We start from the raw sequence: 14,974 nt of genomic DNA on the forward strand, positions 1-14,974 counted from the left end.
GCGACCGACGACGAGGACCTATCATGAGTACGGACCCGATCTGGGAGAACTCCCACACGACCGGACCCGACGTACCGTTCACCGAGGACATCGCCCCGGGAACCGCGAACGACCCCGCGGCAGGCGCGACCGAGGCGGCGACGGTGACCGTCGACGGCGAGCCCGTCGCGGTCGAGGAAGGGGAAACCCTGCTCGACGCGTGCGAACGCGTCGAGACCGAGGGCGAGGTGCTCGCGCTCTGTTCGTACGACGAGGAGGAGAAGATCGGCCCGCGGAGCGAGTGTCGAACCTGTATGGTCGACACCGAGGAGCACGGCGTCGTGCCCTCGTGTAGCTTCCCGCCGGAGGAGGGCATGACCGTCACCACCGACACCGCCGCGGCGAGCGAGGCGCGCGACGTCAACCTCGACCTCCTGCTCTCGAATCACAACCTGCTGTGTACGACCTGCGGCCAGAACGGCCGGTGTGACCTCCAGGACGTCTCGATCCAGAACGAGGTCGAGGAGCCCAGGTACGGCGTGATGCACGACCGGAGCGAACTCGTGCCGCTCGACGATTCCTCGCCGTTCATCCAGATCGACCGGAACAAGTGTATCCTCTGTAACCGCTGTGTCGAGGCCTGCAACGACGTCCAGGTCGAGGGCGTCCTCCGGATGGAGGGCTCGGGCGAGGACACCCGTATCGGCTTCCAGAACGGCGCGGAGACGATGATGGAGTCGACCTGCGTCTCCTGTGGTCACTGCGCGACGGTGTGCCCGACGGGCGCGCTGGTCGAACAGGGGCTCGTGGACTCGACGACGCTTCCAGTCCCCGGTTTCACCCACAAGAACTCCGCCGAGGAGATCATCGGCGAGGACTACGAACACCAGCCGGGCCAGATGACGCCGATGAAACGCCGGGAGGACACCGAGAACGAGCCGGCGGCCACCTTCGAGTCCGTGGGGGACGACTGAGATGAGCCAGGACACATCCGACACCGAGAAGGAAGGCGTCGCGGGCTTCATGGCCCGCGCGAAGGAACAGGCTGGCGAGGGAGCAAAGGAGGCCGCGAACGACAAGGTCGTCAGACCGTTCGAGCACGCGGTCTCGGGCTTCATGGGGGACGCGGTCTCGGAGGGCCGGCTGTTCTCGATCGCCGACGCGGTCGCCGACTACCAGGAGAACGACATCGACGTCACCGACACGACCTGTGAGTACTGCGCGGTCGGCTGCCGGTTCGACGTGCTCACGAAGGACGGCGAGTTCCTCGGGACCAGACCCCGCCCGGAGAAAGCACCCATCAACGGGATCTCGACCTGCGTCAAAGGGAAGTTCGCCCACGGCTACACCCACAGCGACGACCGACTGACCCAGCCGTTGGTCAAGGAGGACGGCGAGTTCCGGGAGGCCTCGTGGGACGAGGCGCTCACGCGGGTCGCGGAGGGTCTCGGCGGGGTCAAGGAGGAGTACGGCCCCGACGGGCTCGGTTTCGTGGCCTCCTCGAAGGCGACCAACGAGGACAACTACGCGATGCAGCGGTTCGCACGCGAGGTCATCGGCACCAACAACATCGACAACTGCAACCGGCTCTGTCACTCCTCGACCGTCTCCGGCCTCTCATCGACGTTCGGCTTCGGCGCGGCCTCCGTCGGGATGGAGGCGCTCGAAGAGACCGACTGTTACCTCCTGACCGGCTCGAACACCACCGAGGCCCACCCGGTGCTCGCGACCCGGATCAAACAGAACGTCAAGGACAACGACGCCGACCTCCTCGTGTTCGACCCGCGGAAGACCCAGATCGCCGAGTACGCAGACCAGTACACCCAGATCAATGCAGGTTACGACAACACCTGGCTCAACGGGCTCGTCAGGTACATCCTGAAGAACGACCTCGAGGACCGGGAGTTCATCGAGGAGCGGACGACGGGCATCGAGCAGGTCGAGGAGAGCGTCGAGAAGTTCACGCCGGAGTTCGTCGAGGAGCACGCGGGTGTCCCGCCGGAGGAACTCGTGAGCGCGGCCGAGACCATCACGGAGGCCGACTCCTGTGTGTTCGGCTGGACGCTCGGGATGACCGAGCACGCCAAAGGCACCGAGAACATCTACGCCATCGCGAACCTCGCGCTGGTGACCGGACACATCGGCAACCCGAAATCGGGCGTCTCGCCGTTCCGCGGCCAGAACAACGTCCAGGGCGGCGGCGGCGACATGGGGCCGCTCCCGAACAACTTCCCGGGCTACCAGCCGGTGACCAACGAGGAACACCGGGAGAAGTTCGCCGAGGCCTACGGGATGGACGTCGAGGAGATGCCCGACAAGGAGGGCTACCGCCTCACGGACATGTTCCTCACGGACGACATCCACGGGATGTTCATCCAGGGCGAGAACTCGCTGGTCTCGGAGCCGAACATCGCCCACGCACGCGAGACGATCGAGAACCTCGACTTCTTCGCGGTGCAGGACATCTTCCTGACCGAGACCGCCGAGCTCGCCGACGTAGTCCTGCCGGCGACCGCCTCGCTGGAGTCCAACGGAACGTACACCGCCTCGACGCGCCACGTCCAGCTGGTGAAGCGGGCGGTCGACCCCATCGGCAACGCCAAACCCGACTGGCGGATCACCAAGGCGCTCGCGGCGAAGTTCGGCTACGAGTGGGAGTACGACCACCCGAGCGACATCATGGACGAGATCAACGACCTCGTCCCGATCTACGGTGGCATCAGCCACGAGCGCCTCGAAGCCCTCGGGGACGGCGAAGGGCTCCAGTGGCCCGTCTGGGACATGGACCATCCCGGCACCCCCTACACCTACGAGGAGGAGTTCCAGACCAACGACGGGCTGGCGCACATGCACCCCGCCGATACGGTGGATCCCTCGGAGACGCCGGACGACGACTACCCGCTGGTGATGACCTCGGGGCGGGTCCTCTATCAGTACCACACCGGGACGATGACGTTCCGCGACGAGGGGGTCATGTCCTACTCAGACAAGAGCTTCGTCGAGGTCCACCCCGAGACCGCCGAGGAGTACGGGATCGCGGACGAGGAGGTCGTCGAACTCACCTCCCGGCACGGCAAGACGGAGATGCTGGTCCAGGTCACCACCCGACCGAACCCCGGCGAAGTGTTCGTCCCGATGCACTACCTCGAAGGCGGCGCGAACAACCTCACGAAGGAGGACCCGCTCGACGGCGCGGCACGCACGCCCGAGTACAAGATCACCGACGTCCAGATCACGGGAACCGAGAAGGAGGCCGACGACCTCCAGGGGAGCGTGCCGCGTGGCGAGGCGAGACGACCCGCGAGCTCGGACGACTGACCGGGCGGGCGGTGCCAACAGTTATTTTCGGTCGTCCCGAACGGAACGACCATGGGAACGGTCACCGAGGACGACGTCGGCAAGCCAATCCTCACGGCGGAAGGGCAGAGCATCGGCACGCTCGGCGGGGTCGACGGCCCCACGATGTACATCGACGTCGACGACGACATCGACGCCGGGCTCCTGAGCGACATGAAGATCGCCGAGATCACGGGTATCAAAGCCGACGGCGAGACCCTCGCGGGCGCGCCGCTGGCGTCGGTCGCCGACGTCACCGACGAGGAGATCCGGTTCTGGCCGTCCTACGCCGCCGAATCCGAACACGAGTCGGTCTCCTACGAGGACATCCCCGAAGAGGACAGCCACACCGAGGACTTCTGAGCCGGCCGCGGACCCGCCGGCGCGGTCAACACCTAAGTGCTCGCGCGCGAAACGTGACCCAATGAGTTGGACCGTGAAAGCGAAGCGGCTGGTCGGCCTCGACCCGACGCCGACCGGCATCGGCAGCCACCAGCGAACCGTCCACGAGTGTACGGTCTGCGGGACCGAGTTCGACGTCGAGGGGTCGACCTGCCCGCGCTGTGGGGGTCACCTCCTGCGCGAGAGGACCACGACCCCCCGGGCGGGATTCAACCTCGCGTTCGCGGTCGTCACGGCCGGCCTCGCGGTAGCGTACAACGTTCTGACGGGCAACTATCCGAAGGAAGGGCCGGGAGCCTGAGCCGGGCGGTCGGGGCTCGCGAACGACACCGATAACAGGCCGTCCCGTCCCGTCTCGGTTCGGTATGGTCGACCGCAACGACCGGATCGTTCGAGCGGCCGCCGACGAGGGCGAATCACTGCTCGTGGACGACTTCGTCCGCCTCGTCGAGCAGTACCACGACAACGACCGGGCGGGGGTCGCCCGGGAGACCCTCGATGCCTACGCGCGCCGGCTGGAGGACGAACGGCCCGACTTCGACGCCGACGCCTTCCTCGGCGCGATCGACGACCGGCTCACCGACGACGGCTACGCCACCGACGCGTTCTATCGCCTCGACGACGACCGGGTCAGCGTCTACCCGGCACAGTGGCACGACGACCTCGGCGGCGAAACCGACCTCCGGGAGTACGTCCGCTATCTGGGCGCGCTCGAACCAGGGGCGGGGGCGGAGCTCGGCGGTGCCGGTCGCGGCGTCCCCGAACACGAACTCCTCGATGCCGTGGGTGTACTCGGCGGCACCGACCCCGACGCGGCGAAGGCCGAACTCGAACGCCTCCGCGACGGGGGCGAACTCGTCGAGGACGCCGACCAGCACCCGAACGCGCGGGTCCGCTTTCCCGACACCGAGCGGGAGTAGCTCGATCCGGGTAGACCGGTAGCCGACGAACCGACCTCCAGTCCCCACGGAGGGGTTTTGCCGTCCCACGACCTACCGGGGGCCATGTCGCTTCTGATCGGCACGCAGGACGGCGTCTTCCGGTCGGGCGAGTCGCTCGACGACGCGGAGCGCGTGGTCGACGCGGGGAACACGCTTCGGGTGCGAACCCTCGATGAGGACGCGTACGCCGCGACCACGAGCGGGCTCTACCGCTCGACCGACGGCGGGAGGACGTGGGAGAACCTCGATGTACCGCGCGAGGAGGTCTACTCAGTTGTTACGAGCCCTGACGGCGAGCGACTCTACGCCGGAACCCATCCCGCTCACCTCTACGTCTCGACCGACAATGGCGCGACGTGGGAGGAGTGTGAGGGCTTTCAGGAGCTCCCGTCGCGCGAGGAGTGGCACACTCCACGTCACCGCAACGAGGCCCACGTCCGGAGTCTCGGTACGCACGCCGACGCGCCCGACAGGCTGGTCGCGGGCGTCGAGGTCGGCGGGGTACACGTCAGCGACGACCGCGGCGAGACGTGGACCGAGCGGCGCGAGGGGGTTCACCACGACGTCCACCACGTCCTCGTGCTCGGCGGCGAGGAGTACGTCGCCTCGACCGGCGGCGGGCTCTACCGAACCCGCGACGCCGGCACGTCGTGGATCCGGCTCGACGAGGCCGTCGACCACGGCTACTTCCGGGAGGCGTTCGCGTTCGAGGGGACCCTCTACGTCGCCGCGGCGCGCGACCCGCCGCCGACGTGGGGCGGCGAGAGCGGGGCCGACGCGGCGTTGTTCGAATCCCGGGACGGCGGCGACACGCTCGACGCGGTATCGTACCCCGGCGAGCCCGCGAGCTTCGTGCTCGCGTGGACAGCGTGGAACGGGCGGGTGGTCGCCGGCACGACCGAAGGCCGGGTGCTGGCTCGCGAGCCCGACGGCTGGACGACGGTCGGGCACGTCCCGTCGGGGGTCCGCTCGCTCGCGGCCGTCTGAGATCCACACCGGAGTAGGGGCTTCGGAGGGACCGGAGTTCGCGGAAGGGGTCGAACACGCGTGGTCAGCGCGCAGGTTTAACCGTCCGCGGGCCGAAGCCGACCCATGCTCGTCGATGGGTTCGGACGGGAGGTCTCGGGGGTCCGGATCTCGCTGACCGACCGCTGTAACTTCGATTGCGTCTACTGCCACAACGAGGGGCTCGGCGACACCCGCGGCCCGATGGACCCCGCCGAGAACGAGATGGGGACCGAGGACGTGGTACGGTTTCTGGAGGTCGCCCGCGAGTTCGGCGTCGAGAAGGCGAAGTTCACCGGTGGCGAGCCGATGCTTCGCGACGACTTAGAGGAGATCGTCCGGCGCACGCCCGACGGGATGGAGACCTCGCTCACCACCAACGGGACCTTCCTGCCGGGCCGGGCGGAGACGCTCCGCGAGGCCGGATTGGACCGGGTCAACGTCTCCCAGGACGCCCTCGACAGGGACGATTTCGCCGCGATCACCGAATCGGGTGCCTACGACAGGGTCATCGAGGGCGTCGAGGCCGCGCTCGACGCGGGGCTCGACCCCGTGAAGCTCAACATGGTGGTCTTCGAGGGCACCGTCGAGTACGTCCCGGAGATGGTCGAACACGTCGCGACGAATCCCGGACTCCGGCTCCAGCTCATCGAGTACATGCCCGAGATCGCCGGCCATCCCGACTGGGCGGTCGACATCGGTCGGATCCACGACTGGCTCGCCGAGCGGGCCGACCGGATCGAACACCGCGAGATGCACGACCGGCGGCGCTACTGGATGGCCGACGAGGACGAAGCGCACGGTGCCCCCGACGACACCTCGGGGGGGATGGTCGAGATCGTCGACCCGGTCGGCAACGAGACGTTCTGTGCGAACTGCCACCGGGTGCGGGTCACCCACGAGGGCTACCTCAAGGGCTGTCTCAACCGCAACGACGACCTCAAGTCGATGGGCGAGATGAACCGGGACGAGATCCGCGAGGCCTTCCGCGAGGTCGTCGGCGACCGGGTGCCCTACTACGGCGAGTACATGGTCCGGGACGGCGACGGCGGCTGGAAGGTCAACGAGAAGTACGTCGAAGAGCCCGTCAGCGCGTAGCGCCGTCGCTACCGTGTGGTTCGGACGGGGCTCCGTTCTCGAACTCGGCCGCGACGCGCCGTAGCTCCTCCCGTGTGTTGACGTTGGTGAACGTCTTTCCAGCATCGCGCTCGCGGACGGTCGACTCCTCGACGACGACGTGATCGAGCGCCGAGAGTGCCGACACCAGTCGGCGCTCGTCGTTCGAGAGCGCCCGCGCAGCGGCCTCGGCCATCGCGGCCCGCCGGTAGACCGCGTGAGTGGGCTGCAGCCGCCCTTCCCATCGAGGTATTGCGGCGTCGTGGCCCGCCGCGCGGTCGAACAGGAACGAGACGAATCCGGGGTCGACCAGCGGCATGTCGGCGGCGACGACCGCGGCGTACGCCGCGTCGGTCGCGGCGAGGCCCGTCCGGACCCCGGCGAGCGGTCCCCCGTCGGGCTCCGGGTCCACCGCGAACTCGACGGCTATCTCCGAGAGCGCGCGTTCGATTTCCTCGACCTGCGCGGCCCGACAGTTCACCACGAGTTCGTCGACGACGCCGTCGAGCCGCGTCGCGACCCGCCGTATCATCGGAACGCCGTCGACGTCGGCGAGGGTTTTGTCGGCCTCGCCGAAGCGCGTCGAGTAACCGCCGGCGAGGATGACTCCGGCACGCATCGTGGGCAAGTAGGCGTCCGTGAGGATGACGGTTCCGCCCTCCGGCTTCAGTCGTTCAGCGGCCGGTCCGCGGTGGCCATGGCGGGGCGAACCTCGACGCGCGTCTGTCCCTCCCCGACCAGCGGGTCGGCGGCGCGGGCGTGGAGGTAGACACACCCCTCACGGACGCTCTCGGTGCATCGAACGGTCGTTTCGATGGTACCGTTCGCGTTCTCGACGGTGGCCCGGTCGCCGTCTACGAGTCCGCTCTCGTCAGCGTCCGTGGGGTGGATCGCGAGCGTATCGTCGTGTCGGTCGCCGTCGCGCCCCATCGTGGTGTTGGTGGTGTCGCCGCTCCGGCCGCCCGTGAGGAGCACGAGTCCGGCGTCGGTCGCCCCGTCGGCGATCGCGGCGGTCGGGACGAACGACGCGCGCTTCTCGCCGGTCAGGAATCGCTCGCGGTGGAGGACCGCCGTCCCTTCGTCCGCCCCCTCGGGGAACGGCCAGCGCTGACTCCCGGTCCCGATCCCGTCGTAGCTCATACCGGCGTAGCGCGGGTTCACGGTGACCAGCTCCTCGAACACCCGTTCGGGGTCGTCGTCGAACGCGACGTCGGTGAGCCGGTCGCCGAGCGCCCGGAGAACCGAGAGGTCGTCCCGCGCCTCGCCCGGCGCGGATTCGAGAGTCCGCATACGCTGGACCTGGCGGTCGAGGTTCGTGACGGTCCCCGACTTCTCCGACCACGCGCTCGCGGGGAGCACCACGTCGGCGTGGGCGGTGGTCTCGGTGTGGGTCACGTCCTGGACGAGCAGGAAGTCGAGCGATTCGAGGCCGCGCGCGACGCGCTCGGTTCCGAGCTTCGTCACCGCCGGGTTCTCGCCGAGGACGAACGCCCCGCGGATCCCGTCACCGAAGCCGCGCACGAGGTCCTGTTCGTTCAGCCCGGGTTCGGCGGGGGGTTCGATGCCCCACACCCCAGCTACCCGTTCCCGGACCTCTGGGTCGGTGACGGGCTGGCCGCCCGGGAGCCGGTGTGGGAGCGCGCCGACGTCGGAGGCCCCCTGCTCGTTGTTGAGCCCGCGGAAGACGTTCATCCCGGTCCCGCGCTCGCCGAGGTTCCCCGTGAGCAGGAGGAGGTTCAACAGCGCCTCGGCGGTGTCAGGGCCGTCCTCGATGCCGGTGCCGGTGATGACCGTCGCGCGGTCGGCTCGCCCGAACCGACGGGCGACGTCCCGAACCGTCACGAGGTCGACGCCGGCCCGGTCGGCGACCGCCTCCGGGTCCTCGCCCGCGACCGACGCCGCGAACGCCTCGACCCCGGAGGTGCGTTCGGCGACGAACCCCTCGTCGACCAGCCCTTCGTCGAGGATCGTCCTCGCGAGAAGCGAGACCACCTGCGCGTCGGTTCCGGGGCGCGGCGCGAGGTGGCTTTCGGCGAGCCGCGTGGTGGCGTTCGCGCGCGGGTCGACGTGGACGAGGGTTGCGCCGTCGTTGACCGCCGGCCGGACGTACGAATCGAACGCCACCGGCTGCTGGTCGGCGGGGTTCGACCCCACGACCAGAAAGACGTCGGCCGCTTCGAGGTCCGCCAGCGAGTTGGTCATCCCGCCCGCGCCGAGGCGGGCCTCCATCGCCGAGACGCTCGCGTCGTGACACAGCCGTGCCCGGTTGTCGACGTTGTTGGTCCCGAGAACCCGCGCGAGCTTCTGGAAGGTGTAGTTCTCCTCGTTGGTACAGTGTGGCGCGCCGAGGAAGGCGAGCGCGTCCGGGCCGTGGTCGTCGACGATCCCCTCGAACGCCGCTTCGACCCGGTCGAGGGCGTCCGTCCACGTCGCGGGTTCGAGGTCGCCGTCGTGCCGGACCAGCGGCGTCGTCAACCGTTCGTCGGGGTCGAACACGTCGAACGCGCCGAGCCCCTTCGGACAGAGCTCGCCCCGTCGGTTGACCGGCGCGCCGCTGATACCGCGCGCGCGTTCGGCGTTCGCGTCGTATCGAAGCGAACAACCCACCGAACACCGCGGACAAACGCTCTGGATGCCGTCTGCTGGTTCCTGGCTCATGGTGAAACGAACCGCGACCGTGGGACCGACTCGGGGTACCCTTCGGCCGAGAAACGCAAAAACCTGTTTGCGCCGGGCGGACCGCCGACGAGGTCGAGCTATCCGAATTTTCCGGTGATGTAGTCCTCGACGCGCTGGCTCTCGGGGTTCTCGAAGATCGCGTCGGTGTCGCCGTACTCGACGAGCTCCCCACCCGTCAGGAAGACCGCCGTCTGGTCCGAGATCCGAGCCGCTTGCTGCATGTTGTGGGTGACGACGACCACGGTGTACTCCTCGGCGAGGTCCTCGATCAGGTCCTCGATCTTCGCGGTCGCGATCGGGTCGAGCGCCGACGCCGGCTCGTCCATCAGGATCACTTCGGGGCCGACCGCGAGACACCGGGCGATGCAGAGGCGCTGTTGTTGCCCGCCGGAGAGCCCGAGCGCGTTGTCGTCGAGCCGGTCCTTCACCTCGTCCCAGATCGCCGCCTGCCGGAGCGAGCGCTCGACCAGCTCGTCCTCNGAGAGCCCGAGCGCGTTGTCGTCGAGCCGGTCCTTCACCTCGTCCCAGATCGCCGCCTGCCGGAGCGAGCGCTCGACCAGCTCGTCCTCCTTCTCCCCCGAACCCCGGTCGAAGAGTTTGGCCAGCAGCCCGGTCCTGATGTCGCCGTGTTTTCGCGGGCCGTAGGCCACGTTGTCGCGGATCGACTTCGGGAACGGGTTCGGCTGCTGGAACACCATCCCCACTNTTTCGCGGGCCGTAGGCCACGTTGTCGCGGATCGACTTCGGGAACGGGTTCGGCTGCTGGAACACCATCCCCACTCGCTTTCGAAGCTCCACGAGGTTCGTGCCGTCGGCGTAGATGTCCTCGCCGTCGAGGGTCACGGACCCGTCGACGCGCGCCGCCTTGATCCGGTCGTTCATCCTGTTGAGACACCGCAGGAACGTCGACTTCCCGCAACCCGAGGGACCGATCAGCGCCGTCACGCTCTCTTCGGGGATGTCGAGGCTGATGTCGGTGAGCGCGTGGTCGTCGCCGTAGTGGACGTTCACGTCCTCGGCCCGGAGCTTCGTCGGGCCGTCGAAGTCGTACTCGGTCCAGGCGGGGTCGAGTCGTTCGTCCGTTTCGCCGGTCGTCCGTTCGGTGGTTGGTTGTGTCGTGGTCATGAGTCGAGTTTCCGCTGGAAGTAGGACCGCGAGGCGATGCCGACGGCGTAGAAGGCGAAGACAACCAGCAGGAGGACCAACGCGGTGGCCCACTGGAAGCCGCCGGAGACGTTCTCGGCCCCGGCGGTGATCGTCGCGAACAGCTGATACGGGAGCGCGGTCGAGGGCTGGAGCAGTGCGTCGGAGCTGACCACGCCGAGGTTCACGAACGGGAACGAGGCGGTGAACCCGAAGGAGAGGTCGACGACGTCGGGACCGACCGCGGGGAACGGTTCGCCGGTCAGCACGAGGAGGATCGGAGCGGTCTCGCCCGCGATCCGCCCTACCCCGAGGATCGTACCGGTGATGACGCCCGGCATCGCGGCCGGCAACACCACCGTCTTGATCGTCTCCCACCGGCTCACCCCGAGCGCGGCGCTGGCGTCGCGGTACTCGTCCGGCACGTTGAGCAGCGCCTCCCGGCTCGTGATGATCACCAGCGGGAGGAGCATGAAGCCCAATACTATCATCCCCGAGAGGAGGCTGCTCTGGTTCGCGATCCGCGGGACGAGGAAGGCGAGGCCGAACAGACCGTAGACGATGCTCGGGGTGCTCCAGAGGCCGTTGGTGGCGACCTCGACGAGCGCGGTGAGCCGGCCCTGCTCGGCGTACTCGGTGAGGAAGACGGCGGTGCCGACGCCGAGGGGCACCGCCAGCAACACCGCGCCGACCACCAGCCAGGCGGTGCCGACGATGGCGGGCGCGACGCCGTTCACGGGGTTGGTCATCGAGAACCCCTCCATCGTGAACGGCCAGTGGAACCAGACCACCGGCCCCTCGACGACCACGTACTGGCCCCAGAACGGCACTTGGAACCAGGTGATCGGCTCCCAGAACAGCCCGTACTGGATCCCGCGGAGCATCGGGCCGACCCCGCGGACCGCGATGAACGAGACCAGCCCGAGGAGCAACGCGATCATCCCGGCGGCGTTCGCGCCGACGAGCAACGACGCGCCGCGGGCCTTCCCCTGCGGGCCGAACCCCGCGCTGGCCTGGGCGGCGCTCCAGGCCAGCACGAGGCCCGCGAGCGAACACAACAACGGGACCGTCGTCGCCGACCGGAAGACCCCCGACAGCCCCGCGGGCTGCCAGGCCCACCCCGGACCGAGAACGCCCGCGAGGACCAGCCCGGCGACGACCAGTCCGAACCCGCCGCCGGTCGCCGCGAGCGCGACGTCCTCGCGTGGCCCCAGCGCGACGCCGACCCCGACCGCCGCGCCGACGAGCGCGCCGACCGGCCAGAGGGTCGACAGGCCGAGCGTCTGGGCCGCGACGAGCCCCCCGGCAGCCAGGCCGACGAGCCCGAAGACCGCCGCGACCAGGAGGCCGGCGGTGCGGTCGGGCGTGGTCTCGAACACGCCTGCCCGGGACCCGAGACCAACCGCTATCATCCCGAGCGAGCCGAGACCGAGAGCGGCCGCGAGCCAATCGACCAGCGCGACGCCGGCGACGGACCCCGGGAGCACGTTCGCGAACCCGAGGAGCCCCGCGAGCACGACGGCGACGGCGAGAACGGCGATCCCGCTCCCGACGTACCGGAGCGTTTCCGCCGCGGTTCCGACGAGCGGGTTCGATCGCTGTGTCAGCGAATCCGTGCTCATCGGTTCCCCCCGAAGCTCCGTTCCATCCGGCGTTCGACGTACTGCGAACCGAGGCTGAGACCCAACACGGTGACGAAGAGGATCACGCCGGCGGCGAACAGCGCGCTCATCTGGGTGCCGCTCGCGATGCCGTACTGGCTCGCGATCAGGCTCGTGAGCGTGATGGTGTTGCCGAAGACGTCGTAGAGCGGGTCGGGGAGGGTCGTGACGTTGGCGAGGATCACCGTCGCGGCCATCGTCTCGCCGACCGCCCGCCCGACGCCAAGCAGGACGGCGGCCGAGACCCCCGAGAACGCCGCCGGGAGCGTGACGTCGGTCGTGGTCTGCCAGTCGGTCGCGCCGAGCGCGAGCGAGCCGTCCTTCATCGCACTCGGGACGCTGTCGATCGCGTCCTCGGCGACCGAGACCACGGTGGGGAGCGCCATCGCGCCGATCACCGCGCCGACCACGAGCAGGCTCCCGAGCGTCGGCAGCCCGAAGTTCGTCGACATGAACGGGCTGAGAAGCGTGAGACCGATGAAGCCGTAGACGATCGAGGGCACGCCCGCGAGCCCCTCGACCGCGGGTTTGAGCAGGCCGCGCGCCCAGTCGGGGGCCATCTCCGCGATGAACACCGCGCCGGCGACCCCGAGCGGTGCGGCGACCAGGGTGGCGATCAGGGTCGTGACGACCGTCCCCCAGATCATCGGGACCAGCGAGAACAACCCCGAGTCCGGGTTCCAGAACGGTGCGCGCTTGAGGACGATCCCGGGCCCCATCGTCCGGAACGCGGGGATCGACTGGGCGACGAGGTAGACCGTGATGAGGGCCAGGACGAGTACCGTGACGACCGTCGCCGCGAGCGTGAGCGCGCGGACGGTCGTCGCCTGGTCGGCGAACAGGCCATAGCCCACGACCAGCACCGCCGCGACGAGGGGATAGCCGACCAGTTCGGGCGCGAGGAGGAAGGTGCCGACCGCGACGAGCAGGACCGCGCCGACGAGCGCGCCGACGCGGCTCGGCGGGTCGAGCCGGGCCAACCGACCCCCGAAGCCGGCTCGCCCGCTCATCGTGTCGGAGCCGGGAGCTTTCGGATCTGGTTCCGACGGCGGTCCGCGGGGAGCACCGAGTAGCCCGCCGCCGCCACGAACGTCTCCTGCCCGTACTCGCTCAACAGCATCCGGAGGAGCGCCGCCTCCTTCTTCGAGGTGCCCTCGTAGGTGTAACAGTGGAGGTCGCGTGCGAGCGGGTAGCCCGCCTCCGCGAGGTTCTCGCCGGGCGTGTAGGTCGTCCCGCCCGCCGTGAGCGCGATCGACGGGACGGAGTCGTCGACGAACGCCAGCGCCATGTAGGCGATCGCGTTGTCGGAGCCGTTGACGATCTGTTTGACCTGCTGGTTCTCGCCCTTCCGGACGTCGACGCCGGGGATCGGCGCGTTCGAGTTCCCGAAGAGGTTGCTCCGGAACGCGGTGTCGGTGCCCGAGCCCTCGGCCCGCCCGACCGCCTGGATCTCCTTCGGCGGTCCCGAGTAGCCGGGAACGTCCCGCCAGTCTTTGACCTCGCCGGTGTAGATCGCCTTCAAGGTCTTCGCCGAGATCTCGGTGACCCCGGCCTCGTAGACCGCCTGACTCACCACGATCGGCTGGGCGTCGACGCCCACGACGTGGTCGGTGTAGTTCCCGAGCTCCGCTCGACCGAGGTCGGGGAACTCGGCTTCCACGGGCGCGCTAGCGTTGGCCAGGTCGAGCCGGCCGCTCCGGAGCTTTTCGAGCCCGGTTCCGGAGTGGCTCAGGCTCACACGTATCGAGAAGGGCGGTGCACCGCCGTCGGCGGGCCCGAAACCGTACAACCCCGCCCAGTAATCCGCGAGATGCTGTTGGGTCTCGATCCCGTAGACGTCGGGGTGCCAGTAGGGTTCGTTGGTACTCCAGTAGCCGGCGGCGGTGCTCACGATCGGGTAGACCGTCGAGGAACCCCCGGCACGGAGCACCGGCCCGGACTCCTCGTCGGCGGAGCCCTCGCTGGAGACGTTCGGTGGCGTCGCACTCGTGCTGATACAACCGGCGAGCGCCGCGCCGACCCCCACCCCGCTCGCGAGGACGGCACGTCGACTCACGGGCCTTTGCGTCATCGGCTATTGATATCTCCGGAGCCGGTAAATACGCTACTATGAAATCTATATAGTCAACCGTTCACCAACCGACGGTCGCGGCGGGAACGACGCGTGAAAACCGGAAGAGTTCGCGAGAACCGAGCCGAAAAGTGAGGTCTCAGGCGTCCTCGTCGTCGAAGTCGAGCGCGGCCGAGTTGATGCAGTAGCGTTTACCCGTGGGGTCGGGGCCGTCGTCGAAGACGTGGCCGAGGTGGCCCTCACAGGTCGCACAGACGACTTCGGTTCGGACCATCCCGTGCGAAGTGTCCTTTCTGAGTTCGACCGAGTCCCCGACGGCGTCGGTGAAGCTCGGCCACCCGGTCTTCGAGCTGTCTCTTATACACATCTCTGNGAGTCCCCGACGGCGTCGGTGAAGCTCGGCCACCCGGTCTTCGAGTCGAACTTGGTCTCCGAGTCGAACAGCTCGGTGCCACAGCCCGCACAGACGAACGTGCCGTCGTCGTGCTGGTCGAGGAGCTCGCCCGAGAACTTGGGTTCGGTCCCCCGCTCGCGCAGGATCTCGTACTCCTCCTCGGTCAGCACCTCGCGCCACTCCTCGTCGGTCTCCGGAAGGTCGGACCCGGTCGTCGCCTCTTGATTCGACATGGCTCGAAGGAGGC

The 14,974-nt window shown here is 68.7% G+C and carries 12 protein-coding genes and 2 pseudogenes; 7 read left to right on the forward strand and 7 right to left on the reverse strand.

The annotated features are described in order from the left end of the window. Window positions 1-23: 23 nt before the first annotated feature. The 7 genes from C447_RS11660 (at window position 24) to moaA (ending at window position 6,761) form a co-directional block, all read left to right on the forward strand. Window positions 24-953 (forward strand): 2Fe-2S iron-sulfur cluster-binding protein, encoded by a 930-nt coding sequence (locus C447_RS11660; RefSeq protein WP_007694099.1) that lies wholly within the window; start codon window positions 24-26, stop codon window positions 951-953. Between the two features lies 1 nt (window position 954). Next, entirely contained in the window at window positions 955-3,297 is a 2,343-nt protein-coding gene (gene fdhF, locus C447_RS11665; RefSeq protein WP_007694100.1) for a formate dehydrogenase subunit alpha, read from the forward strand. 51 nt (window positions 3,298-3,348) lie between these two features. Beyond that, on the forward strand, window positions 3,349-3,678 hold the full coding sequence (locus tag C447_RS11670; protein ID WP_007694101.1) for a hypothetical protein: 330 nt from the start codon (window positions 3,349-3,351) through the stop codon (window positions 3,676-3,678). 61 nt (window positions 3,679-3,739) lie between these two features. Continuing rightward, entirely contained in the window at window positions 3,740-4,018 is a 279-nt protein-coding gene (locus tag C447_RS11675) for a hypothetical protein (protein ID WP_007694102.1), read from the forward strand. Between the two features lie 64 nt (window positions 4,019-4,082). Next, window positions 4,083-4,637 (forward strand): hypothetical protein, encoded by a 555-nt coding sequence (locus C447_RS11680; RefSeq protein WP_007694103.1) that lies wholly within the window; start codon window positions 4,083-4,085, stop codon window positions 4,635-4,637. Window positions 4,638-4,721: 84 nt separating this feature from the next. Then, on the forward strand, window positions 4,722-5,645 hold the full coding sequence (locus tag C447_RS11685) for a WD40/YVTN/BNR-like repeat-containing protein (protein WP_007694109.1): 924 nt from the start codon (window positions 4,722-4,724) through the stop codon (window positions 5,643-5,645). A gap of 105 nt (window positions 5,646-5,750) precedes the next feature. Then, window positions 5,751-6,761 carry a GTP 3',8-cyclase MoaA gene (moaA, locus tag C447_RS11690; RefSeq protein WP_007694110.1) on the forward strand — a complete coding sequence of 337 codons (1,011 nt, stop codon included), beginning with the start codon at window positions 5,751-5,753 and terminating at the stop codon, window positions 6,759-6,761. Here the strand turns inward: moaA and C447_RS11695 are convergent. From C447_RS11695 to msrB, 7 genes and pseudogenes are all read right to left on the reverse strand, one after another. Then, the gene (locus tag C447_RS11695; protein WP_007694111.1) at window positions 6,751-7,398 is read right to left on the reverse strand and encodes a molybdenum cofactor guanylyltransferase; all 648 of its coding nucleotides are present in this window, start codon (window positions 7,396-7,398) and stop codon (window positions 6,751-6,753) included. The genes moaA and C447_RS11695 overlap by 11 nt on opposite strands. Window positions 7,399-7,445: 47 nt before the next feature. Further along, window positions 7,446-9,437, reverse strand: coding sequence for a molybdopterin oxidoreductase family protein (locus C447_RS11700; RefSeq protein ID WP_007694112.1), 1,992 nt, complete (start codon window positions 9,435-9,437; stop codon window positions 7,446-7,448). A 98-nt stretch (window positions 9,438-9,535) separates the two neighbouring features. Continuing rightward, window positions 9,536-10,583 (reverse strand): annotated as a pseudogene (locus C447_RS18795) (phosphate ABC transporter ATP-binding protein). Further along, on the reverse strand, window positions 10,580-12,223 hold the full coding sequence (gene pstA, locus C447_RS11710; protein WP_007694115.1) for a phosphate ABC transporter permease PstA: 1,644 nt from the start codon (window positions 12,221-12,223) through the stop codon (window positions 10,580-10,582). Before pstA ends, C447_RS18795 begins: the two are co-directional and overlap by 4 nt. Beyond that, window positions 12,220-13,272 carry a phosphate ABC transporter permease subunit PstC gene (pstC, locus tag C447_RS11715; RefSeq protein WP_007694117.1) on the reverse strand — a complete coding sequence of 351 codons (1,053 nt, stop codon included), beginning with the start codon at window positions 13,270-13,272 and terminating at the stop codon, window positions 12,220-12,222. Before pstC ends, pstA begins: the two co-directional genes overlap by 4 nt. Continuing rightward, window positions 13,269-14,318, reverse strand: a complete 1,050-nt coding sequence (locus C447_RS11720) for a PstS family phosphate ABC transporter substrate-binding protein (RefSeq protein WP_007694119.1) — start codon at window positions 14,316-14,318, stop codon at window positions 13,269-13,271. The genes pstC and C447_RS11720 overlap by 4 nt, the downstream gene beginning before the upstream one ends. A 154-nt stretch (window positions 14,319-14,472) precedes the next feature. After that, window positions 14,473-14,960, reverse strand: a pseudogene (msrB, locus tag C447_RS18595) (peptide-methionine (R)-S-oxide reductase). Window positions 14,961-14,974 lie beyond the last annotated feature (14 nt).

It is taken from the genome of Halococcus hamelinensis 100A6, from assembly GCF_000336675.1.
GTDB lineage: Archaea > Halobacteriota > Halobacteria > Halobacteriales > Halococcaceae > Halococcus > Halococcus hamelinensis.